This window comes from Shewanella sp. ALD9, assembly GCF_002836315.1.
In the GTDB taxonomy this organism is placed as follows: domain Bacteria; phylum Pseudomonadota; class Gammaproteobacteria; order Enterobacterales; family Shewanellaceae; genus Shewanella.
Window position 1 is genome coordinate 14009 of record NZ_PJCD01000043.1, and the last position, 17285, is coordinate 31293.

Here is a 17285-nt window from a genome sequence, read left to right on the forward strand (position 1 = left end):
TTAATTACTTAGCGTAATTTTAGAGTCGCGAGACCCAGTAACACTAAAAACAACGAGATAATCCAAAAACGCACGATTACACGCGGCTCTGGCCACCCTTTTAACTCATAGTGATGATGAATAGGTGCCATACGGAAAATTCGTTGACCACGTAACTTATACGAACCCACCTGCAATATCACCGATACCGTTTCCATCACAAACACGCCACCCATGATCACTAATAAAATCTCTTGGCGAACCAAAATAGCAATCACACCTAATGCAGCACCCAACGCTAATGAGCCTACATCGCCCATAAACACTTGTGCTGGGTAGGTGTTGAACCATAAAAAACCTAAACCTGCACCGACCATAGCCGTACACACAATCACCAATTCACCGGCTAACGGTAAATGAGGTAGGTGCAAATAACTGGCAAATTGTGCATGACCAGATAAGTAAGCGATTAATGCAAACGCAGCCGCAACCATTACGGTTGGCATAATCGCCAAACCATCTAAGCCGTCGGTTAAGTTCACTGCGTTACTGGCACCCACAATGGTGAAGTAAGCTAATAAAATAAACATAAAGCCCAGTTGCGGCATAATATCTTTAAAAAACGGCACAACTAATTGTGTTTCGCCAACCATGGTTGATGAGCTATACAAATACACTGCAACCACTAAAGCGGCAATTGACTGCAGCGCGTATTTCCAACGTGCAATTAGGCCTTTAGAATCTTTCTTAACCACTTTACGGTAATCATCAATAAAACCAATGACACCAAAACTGGCTAGTACAAATAAAGTGACTAATACATAACGATTAGATAAGTCGCCCCACAGCAGCACACTGATAAAAATGCCCGCAAGGATAAGAATTCCGCCCATTGTCGGTGTTCCACGCTTACTGAAATGCGATTCTGGACCGTCATCACGAACGACTTGACCAATTTGCAGCGTTTGCAGGTGCTTAATTAAAATCGGCCCCCACCACAAACTAAACACCAATGCAGTTAACAAGCCTAAAATAGCCCGGAACGTTACATATGAAAAAACGTTAAACCCGCTATAAAATTGGGTTAAATACTCGGCTAGATAAACCAGCATCTACACTAACTCCCCACGCCCAAAGGCATCTAATAAACTGTCCACAACTCGCTCCATAGCGGCGCTGCGGGAACCTTTAACTAAAACGGTGATATTACCTTTGGTACTTATTAACTGTTTTTGCAATGCCACGATTAATGGCTCTTGAGCACAAAAGTGTTCACTGCCAAATGCTTCACTGGTATTTGCCGACAACTGGCCGCAACAAAATAGCGACTCTATGGCTGCATTTTTAACCTGTAATCCAATGCTGGCGTGCAAAGGGGCAGCATTGTCGCCTAATTCGCCTAAATCTCCCAGCACTAAACAACGATATCCATCACGTTGCTGCAACCAATTAATCGCCGCACTTACTGACGTTGGATTAGCGTTATAGCTATCATCAATTAATAACACTCGACCAAGCTCATGGGGCTGCATACGACCCTTTACCGGTTTAAGCAAAGCAAAGCCTTGTGCGATGTCGTAAAGCGATATATCTAAAGCAATACACATAGATGCTGCAGCCAGAGCATTACTCACTTGATGCAGACCCGCCAATGGCAATTGCACCACTTCTTGCTGTCCATCAAAGGTTAATGTAAACCGATAACAACCATTGGCATCTGCCACTATGTCTGTTGCAATCACATCGGCATCGACATTCATTTCACGGCTAAAACGCAGGTGTTTGTGCCCTTGCGACTGTTGCAGCATAAAGTCTGCAAACTTGTCGTCAGCATTAATAATCGCCGTGCCATCTGGAGCAAGATGATTAAAAATTTCAGATTTAGCCTGAGCAACACCTTCCAGTGAACCAAATCCTTCAAGATGAGCATTGCCGACATTATTCACTAACGCGACTTGAGGCAGCACTAACGACGAGGTGTAATCGATCTCACCACGATGGTTTGCGCCAAGTTCAAATACCCCATATTCATCACCTTTACTTAACCGTAGCAAAGTTAACGGCACACCAATTTCGTTGTTAAAATTGCCGGCGGTAAATAACACTTGGTGATGTTGAGATAAAATAGTGGCCAGCATTTCTTTAACGCTGGTTTTGCCGTTTGACCCCGTTAACGCGACGCAAATAGGCGCCACGGTTTGGCGCACAAACGCTCCCATCTTGCCCATAGCCTTTTGGGTATCGGCAACTACAATTTGCGCAATATCGGCGGCAAAAGGATGGTCGACTAATAGATGATCGACCAACAGTGCTACTGCACCATTTTTAATCGCAGTATCAACAAAGTCATGCCCATCAAAACGATCGCCTTTTAACGCGATAAATAAACATTGAGCTGGAATGTTGCGACTGTCAGTACTGACACTCGTAATCACTCCGTCTTGGCCGTGTAGGGTGCCATTAAGATGCTGGGCTAATACCGACATAGTGACACTAATCATGATGCCTCCTGAGACAACTTGAATGCTAAGGCGCGTTCATCATAATCAATACGTTGTCCTGCCACTTCTTGATAGGTTTCATGCCCCTTGCCAGCAAGCAGTACAATATCGTCAACGTGTGCCAATGCAACAACATGGGTAATGGCTTCAATACGGTCTACTTGAGTAAGCACGTTTTGAGGCTGACTAATACCCTGTAAAATATCGTCAATAATGGTTTGTGGATCTTCACTACGGGCATTGTCACTTGTGATCATCACTTTATCTGCATATTGCTCAGCGGCTTGTGCCATCAAAGGACGTTTGCCTTTGTCACGATCGCCACCGCAGCCAAATACACACCACAGAGTTCCTTTGCAGTGCAATCTTAATGCTTTTAACGCTTGCTCAATTGCATCTGGAGTATGGGCATAGTCAACAACCAAAGTCGCACTGTTAGTAGATGAAAAACGCTCCATACGACCCGCAACAGGAACCAACAACGGCAGCACCGCCAAAATAGATGCCATTGGCTTGCCCTGTAAATACAGCACAGCTATTGCTGCCACGAGGTTAGACAAGTTAAATGCACCTAATAGCGGCGAGTTAAGCTGCACACTTACAGGGCGTCCACTATCAATCTCGACAAAATGCAATGTCGCGGTGACACCTGCATCATGATATTCAATGGCATCACAGTAAAAGTCGGCAGCAGAATTACCATGAATGCTGAATGACTTATTCTTTTCATTCGCAAGTTGGGTCAACCATTTCTCGCCCACGGCATCATCAATATTAATCACACCATGTTTTACACTAGGAAATTGAAATAAGCGTTTTTTAGCCGCAGCGTAAGAATCCATATCACCGTGATAATCTAGATGATCGCGGCTTAAATTAGTAAACACTGCTATCTCAAATGGTGCCGCTTCTACTCGTCCTTGTACTAAACCATGGCTAGACACTTCCATAGCACACAGTTCAGCGCCTTTAGCAGCAAACTCACTAAGCTGGCGCATAACCGTTATTGCATCAGCAGTCGTATTGCCGCTATCCACAAGTTGACCCCACAAACCATTACCTAATGTGCCCATCACAGCGGCTTGATGGCCAAGTAAATGGACAATTTGAGCGATAATTTGGCTTACAGAAGTTTTGCCATTGGTACCGGTTATTCCAATCAAAGATAACGATTGGTTATTGGATAAGTAAAACTGAGCAGCAACGGCCGACAATTGGCGGCCTAGTTGGCAAAAAAACACTAATGGCACAGTATATTGAAGACGATCGACGATGCCATGTTCATCTGGATTATCGGTATGGATCAGTATCGCTGTTGCTCCAGCGTTAATCGCTTGAGGAATGAATACTCGACCATCGACTTTATGACCAGGTAACGCCACAAATAAACCGCCACGTTCTACGTCACGGCTGTCTAGTGTTAACCCATTAATGGATTCGCGGCCAGAGTAATGGAACCACGGCGCTAATAAATCATTTAATAACATTATTCTGCGCTCCTCGCGCAGTGGCCAAATGAACAGCCTCCTGCTCTGAAATTGGTTCTACATTAAGCATTTGCAAAGCACCTGACATAATTTTAGCAAAAGCAGGGCCGGCAACATCGCCACCGTAATATTTGTCGCCTTTGGGTTCATTAATCACAACTGAAATAGCCAAGCGTGGTTTATGAACCGGAGCTACACCAGCAAATAAAGCAACATAATCATCGCCATACCCCCCAGCAACGGCTTTACGGCTTGTACCTGATTTACCTGCAACGGGGTAACCATCAATGTGTGCTTTGGTTCCTGTACCTCCCGTTTCAGTCACCCCAACGAGCATTTCCATTACGTCATAGGCGACCTTATTTGAAATAACTTGCTCGCCTTTAGGTGGTTGTCTCAGTTTTAAAATCGATACTGGATAAAGTATTCCACCACTGCCTAGCGTGGCGTACATACGTGCAATTTGTAATGGTGTCGCGGTAAAACCATAACCAAAAGACAGGGTGGCGCGTTCAAAGTCAGACCAACGATGGCGATTATGAATTAATCCGGCACTTTCACCGGTTAAATTAATCCCCGAATAATTACCTAATCCCATGGATTGGTATGTACCGAGTAATTGTTCAACAGGCATAGACAAGGACAGCTTACTAATGCCCACGTTACTCGATTTAACCAAAATTTTGGCTAACGTCATGTCACCATAGTTATTCGAATCGCGAACTTGACGTCCACCAATCCGCATCCACCCTGGTGATGTCGAGATCAATTCATTTACTTTCACTGTGCCGGAATCTAGAGCCGCTGCAACAACAAAAGGTTTAATAGTAGACCCAGGTTCGAATGTGTCAGTTAAGGCACGATTACGCATACGGTGAGGCTGTAAATTATCTCGGGCATTGGGATTATATGAAGGCGTATTTACCATCGCTAGCACTTCGCCAGTGGTCACATCGATGACCACCACAGACCCTGAAGTCGCTTGGTATACTTCTGTCGCACGTTTCAATTCACGATATGCCAACTGCTGAATACGTTGATCGATACTGAGCACTAAATCGTTAGAGCTTTCGCCTTCTTGCACGATATCTAAACGTTCAACCACACTGCCATCGCGGGCTTTACGTACTTTTTGCTTAGAGGGTGTTCCTGTTAACCAAGTATTATAAGTATTTTCGATGCCTTCAATGCCCACATCATCGATATTAGTGATACCAATTAACTGTGCAGCCGTTTCACCAGCAGGATAGTAACGACGGGATTCTGATTTAAGGTAAATACCACCAATTTTAAGCTGCTCAATATAGTCAGCAACAGCAGAGGTCACTTGACGTTTAAGATATACAAAGCGCTTTTTAGGATTGTTTTTGACTTTCCTGACCAATACATCGACAGGTTCCTGCAGAACATCAGCAAGAGCTTGCCAACGTCGCATGTCTTTAAATGCATCTTGATCATGAGCATGTTTAGGATCAGCCCACACAGCCCGCACAGGAACACTAACCGCGAGCATATCGCCATTGCGATCGGTGATTAAGCCTCGCTGAACTTGATTGCTGGTTGTGCGTAATGTGCGCATATCACTTTCGTGACGCAGTTTATCTGGCTCAATAATTTGAATATAGGCCGCACGTGCAACTAGACTGCAAAATAATAACAAAACGAACCCCACCACAACGTATAAACGCCATGGAATAAGTTCGTGACCTAATTTTTGCTTTGCTTGTCTAGCCATATTCCCTATGCTCACTGGACTCGAATGATAACTTCCTCCTTAGGAAGCGGCCGAGACATATTTAATTCTTTGGTTGCCATCCGAGTCACACGACTGTGCTCTGATTGCGATTGTTCTTCTAATAATAGGTTTCGCCATTCAATATCTAAGCGATCTTGCTCTTGTAGAAGTTGATCCCATTGAGTAATCAACTTACGTGTTACATGGCTGGTATAAACGACGGCTACGCCATTCATCACAACCAAAATACTCAACAGCAATACCCACTTGTGGTGCCAAATGTCATGTAACACAATCCGAGGCAAATTTAATGGTGATTGGCTCACATTACCCTCAGTGGTTAATAATCCAGACGTTCGGCAACTCGTAATACTGAGCTACGCGCACGTGGATTTTGCTCTAATTCTGCATCAGAAGGCTTTAGTGCCTTACTAACCGCCTTTAATTTGCGCGATTTATTAAGCTCTGCTTCCATGATAGGCAATCCATATGGCACGCTTTCAGCTTGGCTATGGCGGCGAATGAAGCGCTTAACCATACGATCTTCTAACGAATGAAAACTGATCACCGATAGACGTCCTTGGGGTGCTAATACTGCTAATGCGCCTTCAAGTGCTTGATCGATTTGTTCTAATTCACTGTTAATATAAATACGAATAGCCTGGAACACCCGCGTTGCAGGATGCTTATTACGCTCTTTGTTTTTAGTGATGCGCGCGATTAAATCGGCTAAATCTTTGGTACGCAAAAAAGGTGTTTTTTCGCGATCGGCAGCGATACAACGTGCAATGTGGCGCGAATTTTTTTCTTCGCCGTAGGTTTTAAATACCCATGCCATATCTTCAATTTCTGCACGAGCTATCCACTGCGCCGCTGTTTGCCCTTGGCTATTGTCCATGCGCATATCGAGCGGGCCATCACGTAAAAAACTAAAGCCACGTTCAGCATCGTCTAATTGTGGTGACGACACGCCAAGATCAAGCAATACACCATTAATTTTACCGGTTAACCCAAGTTCCTCGACATACTCAGCTAATTGACCAAAGCCACCGTGTACGATTTGAAAACGTGGATCATCAGCAAACTGTTTTGCAGCTTCAATGGCTTGTGGATCACGATCAATTGCAATTAAACGACCATTTTCGCCTAAATGGCTTAATACATGACGCGAATGCCCACCTCGGCCAAACGTGCCATCAATGTAGATGCCATCACTTTGGATATTGAGACCATCAACGGTCTCATTCAATAATACTGATAAATGGGCAAACTCTTGGCTCATTGGGTTCTTCTAACCTTTTTGGTCATTACAGTGAAAAGTGTGCCAAGCGTTCATTGCTGGCTAAATCTTGGCTTTGAATGAGCGCATTGCCATCATCCATTTGTTGCTGCCAAGCACTCTCTTCCCATAATTCAAATTTATTCAGTAAGCCCACCAGCATGGTTTTCTTTTCTAAACTGGCGAAACTTCGCAATGCCGGCGGAATCACAATACGTCCGTGGCTGTCTAGTTCACAATCTTGTGCGTGACCTAGTAATTTTCGTTTAAAGGAACGCTCAAGTGGATCGGTATCAGAAAGCAATCTTAGCTTTGCTTCAATCTGCTCCCATTCATGTAACGGATAAATCAACAAACAAGCAGCGTCAATATCAACGGTCATAATCACAGTACCGGCATGCTCCACACGTAACGCATCACGGTATCTCGCTGGAATAGCGATCCGCCCTTTAGCATCCATGTTGATTGCACTGGCACCACGAAACACGTTATTTAGCCCTTAATGTTGTCATTTGATCCACAATGATCCACTTCTTCCCACAAATGCTAAGTTTAGGGACTCTATGCAAGTGTTGTCAAGCAATGGACAGATATATTAAATCCAGACCCCAAGCGGGTTAGCAGCAAATTAATATCAAGCGGGATGAATGACAGAGCTGTCATAGGAAAACAGCTAAAAATCAGGGTAAATGAGTTAAACCAGAGACATAACGGTCACTTTATCGGCTAAAATAGACTAGCGATCTTTTTAATTAATGTTATTTAATCGTTCGAATGCTCCATCTTTACCTCGTAATATTGCTCAACAGCTCAATTTTAAGCACATTAAAAATCAACAAATAGTCGACTGAGTCGATTTTCTACGTTTAAAAAAGCTCTTTATTTTATGTTTATGCCTGTCGAGCATCTTCAATATCAGCATTATTGAGGCGAAAACACCTCTCTATTCACCTTCTGTATCGTATTGCTCAGGTAAATTGCCTAGCTAAATAACACTGCTAAATAACACTGCTAAATAACACTGCTAAATAACACTGCTAAAACAACTTTTGATCATTAGATTACTGCTAAACATCAACTGCTAAACATCGATTACTAAGCATCAATGGCTAAGTATTAACGACCAAAAATCGATTGCAGAACATCACGGTGTATAACATTAACCCTGCATGTTGAGGGCAAGCATTTTATCAATTCATCTCGCAATCACAGTTAATTATTCTTAATGCCTTAATGGGATGTACGGTGATGATGACTCAACAATAAACAGTTAAAAGCAGTGTTATCACTTAAGAAATTACGCTACAGCGATATCGATCTGCTCAACGCTGTGTCCTGTTAACTTCGTTGCATTAATAGGCAATAGATAAGCTATTGACGCGGAAATACGCCTTTAGAGGTCGTAAATGGGAAAACATCGCGACGTTAACGTTATTCTATTGCCCTTGGTACATCATTGAATAACTGATAAAAATAATGAAATGAGCATAATTGATAACACCCATACCAACAGGGAGCCAGTCAACCAAGAGTATGAAAGAGGTAATTAAACGATCCAAAATCTAAATAAGATTAAATTTTAATCAAATTAAGCCGATAAACAGTTATGATGATAAACATCCAGCTTCATTTCACCATCACAGGAGAGCAACATGAGTATCGACAGCATTTATGCCATGCTAGCTAGACCTGTACAGGCAGTGAGTGAGCGTAAGAGGATTGTTGAACAAGTCAAACATACCAGTGCGATAAGTGCAGACAGCCACGAGGCACCTCAGTCACAATTACCCCCCAGCATTACTCATAAAATGCCGATTCAACGGCAGGAAGCGCCACGTCAAGAAAGACGCGCCAAACCTAGAACGGTTAATGAGAAAAAAAATCTAGGTAGCCGAATGAGGCGAATGAAAACGGATAAGCGATTCTCCACTCGGGGAGAAACCGCTAGTCAGCTTATTGATATTGAAGTGTAATATTTACTTCGTTTACCCAACGTCACCATTAGGGCTCACTTGAGATACAGCTTTCTGCCAGCCCTTATATAAGGTTGCACGAGTCTCTATATCCATTGTTGAGGTAAACTCCCGCTCGGTAGACAGCATGGTTTTTAATTCATCGGTCGACTTCCATACACCAACAGCCAAGCCAGCGAGGAATGCAGCTCCCATCGCAGTGGTTTCTGTTACTTGCGGACGAATAACCGTTACCCCAGTAATGTCGGCTTGAAATTGCATTAAAAAGTCATTCGCTACCGCACCACCATCCACTCGAATTTGTGTTAGCGGTACATTAGAGTCTTTGCTCATAGCATCAAGCACATCACGAGACTGGTATGCAATTGCTTCTAATGCTGCGCGAATAATATGATTCCGATTGGCTCCCCGGGTTAAACCAATAATGGCACCTCGGGCATCGGCATCCCAATAAGGAGCACCTAAACCCACAAATGCAGGCACCAAGTAAACGCCATTAGTGTCGTCTACTTTGTCGGCAAAATATTGGGTGTCACAAGCATCGGCAATAAGACCTAACTCATCACGCAACCACTGAATGACCGCGCCGCCCATAAATACCGAGCCTTCTAGGGCATAATTCACCTTTGTATCAGCGCCAATAGCAATGGTCGTTAATAACCCATGGGTAGACTCTACCGCTTTGTCACCCGTGTTCATTAACAAAAAACACCCTGTGCCATAAGTATTTTTAGCCATCCCAGGCTCAATGCACAATTGGCCAAATAACGCCGATTGTTGATCGCCAGCCATGCCCGCCACAGGAACATGATTGCCAGCCAATTCGGTATAGCCGTATATTGCGCAAGACGGTTTCACGTCAGGTAACATTGCCCGAGGGATGTTAAACAGATCAAGCAACTCTTGGTCCCACTGCTGGTCATGAATGTTAAATAACATGGTCCGAGATGCATTAGTCGGTTCGGTCACATGGACTTCACCTTGTGTGAGTTTCCACACCAACCAGGTGTCAACGGTGCCAAACAATAAATCACCGGCTTCGGCTTGTTCACGAGCGCCTTCAACATTGTTTAAAATCCACTCAACTTTTGACGCCGAAAAATATGGATCTAGTACCAGCCCAGTTTTCTGGCGCACCATATCTTCAGCACCTTGTGCTTTATGATGTTGGCATATTGCCTGGCTGCGGCGACATTGCCATACAATTGCATTACATACCGGCTTACCTGTGTGCTTGTTCCAGACAATCGTGGTTTCGCGTTGATTAGTAATCCCTATCGCGGCAACATCATGACGGCTAATGCCCGCGCGAGTTAGCACTTCAACCAAAACTGAACTTTGTGAAGACCATATCTCCATCGGATCATGCTCTACCCACCCCGCTTGCGGATAATGTTGAGTAAATTCACGATGTGCTACGGCGACAATATTCGCTTGATGATCAAACACAATGGCACGAGAACTTGTAGTGCCTTGATCTAACGCGACAATGTATTTTTTTGCAACCATCTGATTTCCTATATCATTTTGTCATTATTATTTTTATATGATTTATCTGCTTAATAAGCCAATGTGACATCGTACATCGACATATAAAATTAATGCAAGTAATTGTCACCCGTTCACAGAAAACATCATCATTTTACTGTAGATCAGAAATAAAAAGGCCTCGCAACTGCGAGGCCTTAAATATCAACACTAGCAGAGCTTATTACATCTTATAGCTTAACTGCACACCTGTTAACCATACATCACCGGTGGCTTCACCAGTGAAGCTAACCGCTGCAAGATCTTGTAGGCCCTGAGTCTCTGTAATGGGTGCGTCACCATAAGTGCGAATGTAAGTCACACCCACATCAACATTCAAATTTTTAGAGACTTGATAACCGGTACCCACACTGAACCATAAACGGTCAGAATCTGGAATGGTCGTGGTGCGATGCTGATCATCAACCGCAGTTGTATCTAATGCCATACCTGCACGTAATGTCCACTGGTCATTAAGGGTATAGGTGGTACCAAGCGCATAACGCCAGTTATCTTTAAAGTTCTCTTCTTTTACTACGTCTGACTCTAAGCCACCTACTGGCTTAACATCACCAGGGAAATACGCCACTAGTTGCTCAAACACACTCCATTCGGTCCAATTAACACTGGCATGCATTGCCCAGTTTTCGGTTAACTGGTGATAAGAAGCAAGTTCTGCAAATGCAGGTAACTCAATAGGTAAGTAGCCTTCGATTTCAATATTTTGACCACCGTTATAAGCCACACCAGACACATGACCGTCTAATTTAAGATCGACACTACTGTGATAAGCCAAACCGATACGGTTAGCTGAGTTAATTTGCCAGCTCGCGCCCGCTTTCCACCCATAACCAACATCATCACCTTCCATTGACTTTAAATTTGTACCACCTGAAGGTAAGCGTGCATTAATGCTTGCAGGTAAATTAGGATTAGCTTTAATCGCATCAATCCAACCTGGAGCGGTTGCACTAACTTCACCTTCACCGTACACAACACGTAAGCCAGCACCTACAGTGAATGAGTCATCAATGCGGAAAGCAACATTGGGATTAAACTCGACAGTGGTAATTGAGGTTTTACTGCCAAAAATAGCCGCTGCATCCGCTACCGGAATATCTGTTGCTAAACCATAATTTGAATTAACCGCTAGACCCCAAGTCCATTGATCATTCAACTGGTTTGAATAATAAAAGTTTGGCACAAATGCATTATCAGCAACATCATATGCGTCAGCACCAATCACTAATGGCTCTGAGCCTAATAACGGTGAAGAAATGCCGACATCACCAACCACATCAACATTTGGCATAACATAAATGCCACCCGCTGATACTTGGCGGCCTTCTAAATAAGCTAGCATGGCTGGATTACGCGCTTGAGTTGACGCATTGTCTGCAATAGCCGCTTCACCAGCAAATGCACGGCCTAAACCTGTCGCTGAATATTCTGCAAGTTGAAAACCTGCCGCGTTCACTTGAGTTGTTGCCCCAAATACAATGGCGCTAATCGCCAGTGTTAACACTGTTTTTTTCATTATGATTCTCTGTGTCTTAGTTTCAAACTGCATAAATCGATTTTTATAGAGCAAAAACTCGATTTAAATGAAGCCGCCAGTGTACTGATCCAAAAAAGCTTTGCAACTGCGTAAAGAGACGGAACAAGAAGTGAGTGATTGAATTTAAAATTGTGATCATGATCAAACTTTTAATTTTCTGCTATAAAAAAGAAACTAAAAGCGGTATAGCTGTAAACCGATTTAACATCAAATAAGGAAAAGTTATTTTTTATCATTTAAAAACATTAGGTTAAATAACTTTACATAGCACACTAGTGAGCTTAAATAATTAACGATATTCATCTAAAATAAGTCCACCCAGTACTTATATTACAAAATAGTGACATAAAAACGTTTACAATTAAAAACAAAAAAACCTCTTGATGACATCATCAAGAGGTTTTTAATTTATAGTTCATGCTATTTAAACGGTACTCTCAAACATTCCGAAATAGCCGATTATGCGAACCAGGCAGGTATGTGAGTTTCATAATCACTGATTTGTTGTTCAAATGACAACGTCAAACCAATCGCATCAAGACCATTCAATAACTTATGTCGAGCAGACTCCACAATAGCGAAATCAAACACGCTTCCTGAAGGTGACGTAACTGTGAGAGCTTGTAAATCAACGGTAATTTTTGCTCCCTCATTGGCTGCCACTTCATCCATTAATTGTTGTACTTGTGCCGATGTTAATTTAACGGGTAACAGACCGTTATTAATCGAATTACCGTAAAAAATATCGGCAAACGTCGGCGCGATGATCACTCTAAAGCCAAAATCAGCTAGTGCCCATGGCGCATGCTCGCGCGACGATCCACAACCAAAGTTTTCTTGTGCTAATAAAATAGAAGCGCCTTTAAAACGTGGCTGATTAAGTACAAAATCAGGATTAGGCTGATCGCCTGCATCATCCAAGTAACGCCAATCATGAAATAAGTGCACACCAAAACCATCACGGGTGACTTTAGACAAAAATTGCTTAGGAATAATCTGATCGGTATCGACATTAGCGCTATCAATGGCTACCGCTAAACCGGTATGGGCAGTAAATGCTTGCATGTTTATCTCCTCTCTCGGTTTAGTAAGGTTTACGAATATCAACAAAGTGACCAGCTACTGCTGCAGCGGCTGCCATAGCAGGGCTCACCAAATGAGTACGACTACCACGACCTTGACGGCCTTCGAAGTTACGGTTACTGGTTGATGCACAACGATCGCCAGCTTCTAAACGGTCATCATTCATCGCTAAACACATCGAGCAACCTGGTAAACGCCATTCAAAACCAGCTTCAATAAAGATTTTATCTAAACCTTCTGCCTCTGCCTGTAACTTCACTTGGCCAGAACCGGGTACCACAATCGCCACAACACCCTCTGCAACTTTACGGTTTTTAGCGTGCACAGCAGCGGATCGTAAATCTTCAATACGCGAGTTAGTACAAGAGCCAATAAACACTTTATTAATGCTAATGTCAGTCATCTTAGTGCCCGGCGTCAGGCCGATATACTCTAATGCTTTAATCATACTGGTGCGATTGGTGCTGTTGGTTTCAGTTTCTGGATTAGGTACTACACCATCAATCGCAACGACTTGACCAGGGTTAGTGCCCCAGGTTAACTGCGGCGCAATATCGTTGGCATCTAATACCACTTCAACATCAAACACAGCATCTGCGTCAGATTTAAGCTCAGACCATGCTGCAACAGCTTGTTCCCACATTGCATCTTTAGGCGCAAATTCACGACCTTTAAGATAGTTAAATGTGGTTTCATCAGGCGCAACCATGCCAGCTTTAGCGCCCATTTCAATGGCCATATTACATAAGGTCATGCGGCCTTCCATGGTTAATGCTTCAATGGCTTCACCACAAAACTCAACCACGAAACCTGTACCACCATCCATGCCAAGCTTACCGATAATAGCTAACACGATATCTTTAGCCGTCACGCCATCGGTTACTTTGCCACGCACTTCAACTTTCATATTCTTGGCTTTTAACTGACGTAGTGTCTGGGTTGCTAACACATGCTCAACTTCTGATGTGCCAATACCAAATGCTAACGCGCCAAATGCGCCATGGGTCGCGGTGTGAGAATCACCACACACAATCACAGTACCGGGTAAGGTAATCCCCAGCTCTGGCCCCATTACATGAACAATGCCTTGATTAGGATGATGAATGTCATACAAGCGCACGCCAAACTCTTTACAATTCTGTGCCAGTGTTTCAACTTGAGTACGCGCCATTGGGCTTAACGCATCTAAACTGGCGCTGCGAGTTGAGGTATTGTGGTCCATTGTGGCAAAGGTTTTTTGTGGCGCGCGGAGTTTACGCCCAGCCACTTTTAAACCGCTAAATGCTTGTGGTGATGTGACTTCATGGACTAAATGACGATCAACATACACAACTGGCGCTTCACCTTCTGGACTGGCAACAATGTGTGAGTCCCACACTTTTTCATATAAGGTTTTACCTGTCACTTGGGCCATTACACACCTTCCTTTATTGCCTGGGTGATAAAGTCACCCATTTGCGCTGTCGACTTAGCTTCGCTGCGTTTGTCTGCAGCCAATAATTCACCGGTTAGATAACCACTTGCCAATGCTTTTGTCACTGCACGTTCAATAGCGCTTGCCGCCTCTTCTTGCTTTAGGCTGTGACGTAACATTAATGCAGCAGATAAAATTTGTGCTACCGGATTAGCAATACCTTGGCCAGCAATATCTGGCGCACTGCCACCGGCTGGTTCAAATAAGCCAAAACCAGAGCTATTCATGCTTGCCGAAGACAATAACCCCATAGAGCCAGTTAACATGGCAATTTCGTCTGATAAAATATCACCAAACAAGTTAGAACATAACATCACATCAAACTCATCAGGACGACGTAATAGCTGCATAGTCGCGTTATCAATATAGATGTGTTCTAAAGTGACATCCGGAAAGTCTTTAGCAACTTCCTCTACCACTTGGCGCCATAATACTGAACAGGCTAATACGTTGGCCTTGTCTACCGAAGTCACCTTATTTTTACGTCCACGCGCGGCTTCAAAAGCAATACGAGCAATACGACTAATTTCGCGACGGCTATAACGCATGGTATCAAAGGCTTCTTCATCATTTCCTTCACCTTGGCGCCCTTTCGGCTTACCAAAGTAAATACCACCAGTTAATTCACGGACACACAACACGTCAAAACCACGGGCTGATATATCACTACGAAGCGGTGACATATGCTCTAAGCCGTCATGTAATTTGGCTGGGCGTAAATTACAAAATAGCTCAAAGTGTCCGCGCAATGGCAATAATGCGCCGCGTTCAGGTTGATCGTTTGGTGGCAAATTTTCCCACTTAGGGCCACCGACACTGCCGAATAAAATCGCATCCGCGGCTTCGCAGCCTTTTAAAGTCGCGTCAGGTAAAGGACAGCCATGGTTATCAATGGCAATACCGCCGACATCAAATTCGGTGTATTGAATATCCAGCCCAAAACGTGTCTCAACAGCACTGAGCACTTTACGCGCTTCAGCCATCACTTCAGGACCAATACCATCACCCGACAAAACTGCTATTTGATAACTCATACGCCGCCTAACTCCCTTTCTTTATGGATCTGTTGTTTAAAGTCAGCCACTTTATCTGCGCGGTACACTAAGTTCATCACATGTACTAACGCTTGAGCTGATGCTTCGACGACGTCTGTGGCTAAGCCAACGCCGTGGAACATTTGTTCATTATATTTTGCGGTAATATCAACTTGCCCAAGCGCATTTTGACCTTCGCCTTTCGCGCTTAACTTGTAATTAGTGATATTAATTTTACGCTCTGTTGCGCGTGCAATAGCATTGTATGCTGCATCAACAGGACCATTGCCCGTAGCAGCCTCAGTAATATCGTTGCCATCAACAGCAATACGTACCGTGGCAGTGGCGACACCTTCAGTCGAATCAGAATGCACCATCATGTGCTGAAGCTGGTACTTATCGTCATCTTGCGCTTGCGACTCCATGAATACCAATGCTTCTAAATCATAATCGAACACTTGGCCTTTTTTATCTGCTAAGGTCAAAAACTGCTCGTAAAGACTGTCCATGTCATAGTCAGTTTGTTGGTAACCCATTTCTTCCATGCGATGTTTAATCACATGGCGACCAGAGCGTGAAGTCATGTTCAAATTATTACGGTTTAAGCCAATACTTTCTGGTGTCATGATCTCGTAAGTATTTTTGGCTTTAAGCATACCGTCTTGATGAATGCCCGATGAATGAGAAAATGCATTAGTTCCCACAATCGCTTTATTGGCTTGGATCGGCATATTACATAATTGACTCACTAGCGATGAGGTGCGGTGAATTTCTTTGGCATTAATACCACAGTCTAAATCTAACAAATCTTTGCGAGTTGCAATAATCATGGCGATTTCTTCTAACGAACAGTTACCGGCACGTTCACCAATACCATTAATAGTACATTCAACTTGGCGGGCGCCCATTTCAACTGCAGCAATTGAATTGGCCACCGACAAGCCTAAATCATCATGACAATGAACCGAGATAACGGCTTGATCGATATTAGGAACCCGATTAAATAAGGTTTGAATAATGCCACCAAACTCGCTTGGCACTGTGTAACCTACGGTGTCAGGAATATTAATGGTACGAGCACCGGCTTTAATCGCCGCCTCAACCATACGACATAAATTATCGATTGGTGTGCGACCAGCATCTTCACATGAAAACTCAACGTCATCTGTAAATCGTCTGGCGTATTTAACCGCATTAACGGCCATCTCTAATACATCATCAAAAGAGCGCTTTAATTTACTTTCAACATGAATGGTCGAAGTAGAGATAAAGGTATGAATTCGAAATTGATCGGCAACCGACAAAGCCTGGGCTGCAGCATCGATGTCTTTTTCAAGTGCACGAGATAGCGCACACACACGGCTGTTTTTAATGGTTTTAGCAATGGTCTGCACCGATTTAAAATCGCCCGGAGAAGAAACAGGAAAACCCACTTCCATTACATCTACACCTAAACGCTCTAGAGCCAACGCAATTTGTAGCTTTTCTTTAACGGTTAAACTGGCTGCTAATGCTTGCTCACCATCACGTAAGGTAGTATCAAAGATTATGACTCTATTGGACATCGAATTTCTCCATCGACCATCATGTTTATTTGAATTAGCTGCGAGGTACACAACGGCTTCATTTCAAAAGGGCTAAAAAAAAACCCCGCG

General features: G+C 43.5%; 14 protein-coding genes. 1 reads left to right on the plus strand and 13 read right to left on the minus strand.

The window, feature by feature from the left end; translation table 11 throughout:
• Positions 1 to 8: 8 nt before the first annotated feature.
• The 7 genes from mraY to mraZ are packed head-to-tail and all read right to left on the minus strand — an operon-like array spanning position 9 to position 7468.
• Positions 9 to 1091 (minus strand): phospho-N-acetylmuramoyl-pentapeptide-transferase, encoded by a 1083-nt coding sequence (gene mraY / locus CXF88_RS19765; protein ID WP_011639217.1) that lies wholly within the window; start codon positions 1089 to 1091, stop codon positions 9 to 11.
• Positions 1092 to 2480: a UDP-N-acetylmuramoyl-tripeptide--D-alanyl-D-alanine ligase gene (gene murF, locus CXF88_RS19770; RefSeq protein ID WP_101088505.1), complete on the minus strand. Its 1389-nt coding sequence runs from the start codon at positions 2478 to 2480 to the stop codon at positions 1092 to 1094.
• The gene (gene murE, locus CXF88_RS19775) at positions 2477 to 3970 is read right to left on the minus strand and encodes a UDP-N-acetylmuramoyl-L-alanyl-D-glutamate--2,6-diaminopimelate ligase (RefSeq protein ID WP_197708480.1); all 1494 of its coding nucleotides are present in this window, start codon (positions 3968 to 3970) and stop codon (positions 2477 to 2479) included. Before murE ends, murF begins: the two co-directional genes overlap by 4 nt.
• Positions 3954 to 5702, minus strand: a complete 1749-nt coding sequence (locus CXF88_RS19780) for a penicillin-binding transpeptidase domain-containing protein (protein WP_101088507.1) — start codon at positions 5700 to 5702, stop codon at positions 3954 to 3956. Before CXF88_RS19780 ends, murE begins: the two co-directional genes overlap by 17 nt.
• Before the next feature lie 11 nt (positions 5703 to 5713).
• Positions 5714 to 6028 (minus strand): cell division protein FtsL, encoded by a 315-nt coding sequence (ftsL, locus tag CXF88_RS19785; RefSeq protein WP_101088508.1) that lies wholly within the window; start codon positions 6026 to 6028, stop codon positions 5714 to 5716.
• Positions 6029 to 6042: 14 nt separating this feature from the next.
• Positions 6043 to 6984, minus strand: a complete 942-nt coding sequence (gene rsmH / locus CXF88_RS19790) for a 16S rRNA (cytosine(1402)-N(4))-methyltransferase RsmH (RefSeq protein ID WP_101088509.1) — start codon at positions 6982 to 6984, stop codon at positions 6043 to 6045.
• Between the two features lie 25 nt (positions 6985 to 7009).
• A complete protein-coding gene (mraZ, locus tag CXF88_RS19795; protein WP_059746825.1) occupies positions 7010 to 7468 on the minus strand; it encodes a division/cell wall cluster transcriptional repressor MraZ in 459 nt (152 codons plus the stop codon).
• A 1165-nt stretch (positions 7469 to 8633) separates the two neighbouring features.
• Here mraZ and CXF88_RS19800 point away from each other — a divergent pair.
• A complete protein-coding gene (locus CXF88_RS19800; protein WP_101088510.1) occupies positions 8634 to 8954 on the plus strand; it encodes a hypothetical protein in 321 nt (106 codons plus the stop codon).
• A gap of 12 nt (positions 8955 to 8966) precedes the next feature.
• Here CXF88_RS19800 and glpK read toward each other — a convergent pair whose 3' ends face one another.
• From glpK to leuA, 6 genes are all read right to left on the minus strand, one after another.
• Entirely contained in the window at positions 8967 to 10463 is a 1497-nt protein-coding gene (glpK, locus tag CXF88_RS19805; RefSeq protein WP_101088511.1) for a glycerol kinase GlpK, read from the minus strand.
• Positions 10464 to 10665: 202 nt separating this feature from the next.
• A complete protein-coding gene (locus CXF88_RS19810) occupies positions 10666 to 12018 on the minus strand; it encodes an outer membrane protein transport protein (RefSeq protein WP_101088512.1) in 1353 nt (450 codons plus the stop codon).
• Positions 12019 to 12498: 480 nt separating this feature from the next.
• Positions 12499 to 13104, minus strand: a complete 606-nt coding sequence (gene leuD, locus CXF88_RS19815; RefSeq protein ID WP_101088513.1) for a 3-isopropylmalate dehydratase small subunit — start codon at positions 13102 to 13104, stop codon at positions 12499 to 12501.
• 19 nt (positions 13105 to 13123) lie between these two features.
• Positions 13124 to 14536, minus strand: coding sequence for a 3-isopropylmalate dehydratase large subunit (leuC, locus tag CXF88_RS19820; RefSeq protein ID WP_101088514.1), 1413 nt, complete (start codon positions 14534 to 14536; stop codon positions 13124 to 13126).
• Complete coding sequence (leuB, locus tag CXF88_RS19825; protein ID WP_101088515.1) at positions 14536 to 15630, minus strand: 3-isopropylmalate dehydrogenase; 1095 nt, start codon at positions 15628 to 15630, stop codon at positions 14536 to 14538. The genes leuC and leuB overlap by 1 nt, the downstream gene beginning before the upstream one ends.
• Positions 15627 to 17195: a 2-isopropylmalate synthase gene (gene leuA / locus CXF88_RS19830; RefSeq protein ID WP_101088516.1), complete on the minus strand. Its 1569-nt coding sequence runs from the start codon at positions 17193 to 17195 to the stop codon at positions 15627 to 15629. Before leuA ends, leuB begins: the two co-directional genes overlap by 4 nt.
• Positions 17196 to 17285: the final 90 nt, after the last annotated feature.

Excerpts from the sequence above, each read along its gene's own strand:
- CXF88_RS19810 (WP_101088512.1), bottom strand. The coding sequence starts at position 12,018 with ATGAAAAAAACAGTGTTAACACTGGCGATTAGCGCCATTGTATTTGGG.
- CXF88_RS19780 (WP_101088507.1), bottom strand. The coding sequence starts at position 5,702 with ATGGCTAGACAAGCAAAGCAAAAATTAGGTCACGAACTTATTCCATGG.
- leuB (WP_101088515.1), bottom strand. The coding sequence starts at position 15,630 with ATGAGTTATCAAATAGCAGTTTTGTCGGGTGATGGTATTGGTCCTGAA.
- leuA (WP_101088516.1), bottom strand. The coding sequence starts at position 17,195 with ATGTCCAATAGAGTCATAATCTTTGATACTACCTTACGTGATGGTGAG.
- murF (WP_101088505.1), bottom strand. The coding sequence starts at position 2,480 with ATGATTAGTGTCACTATGTCGGTATTAGCCCAGCATCTTAATGGCACC.
- leuC (WP_101088514.1), bottom strand. The coding sequence starts at position 14,536 with ATGGCCCAAGTGACAGGTAAAACCTTATATGAAAAAGTGTGGGACTCA.
- glpK (WP_101088511.1), bottom strand. The coding sequence starts at position 10,463 with ATGGTTGCAAAAAAATACATTGTCGCGTTAGATCAAGGCACTACAAGT.
- mraY (WP_011639217.1), bottom strand. The coding sequence starts at position 1,091 with ATGCTGGTTTATCTAGCCGAGTATTTAACCCAATTTTATAGCGGGTTT.
- rsmH (WP_101088509.1), bottom strand. The coding sequence starts at position 6,984 with ATGAGCCAAGAGTTTGCCCATTTATCAGTATTATTGAATGAGACCGTT.
- leuD (WP_101088513.1), bottom strand. The coding sequence starts at position 13,104 with ATGCAAGCATTTACTGCCCATACCGGTTTAGCGGTAGCCATTGATAGC.
- CXF88_RS19800 (WP_101088510.1), top strand. The coding sequence starts at position 8,634 with ATGAGTATCGACAGCATTTATGCCATGCTAGCTAGACCTGTACAGGCA.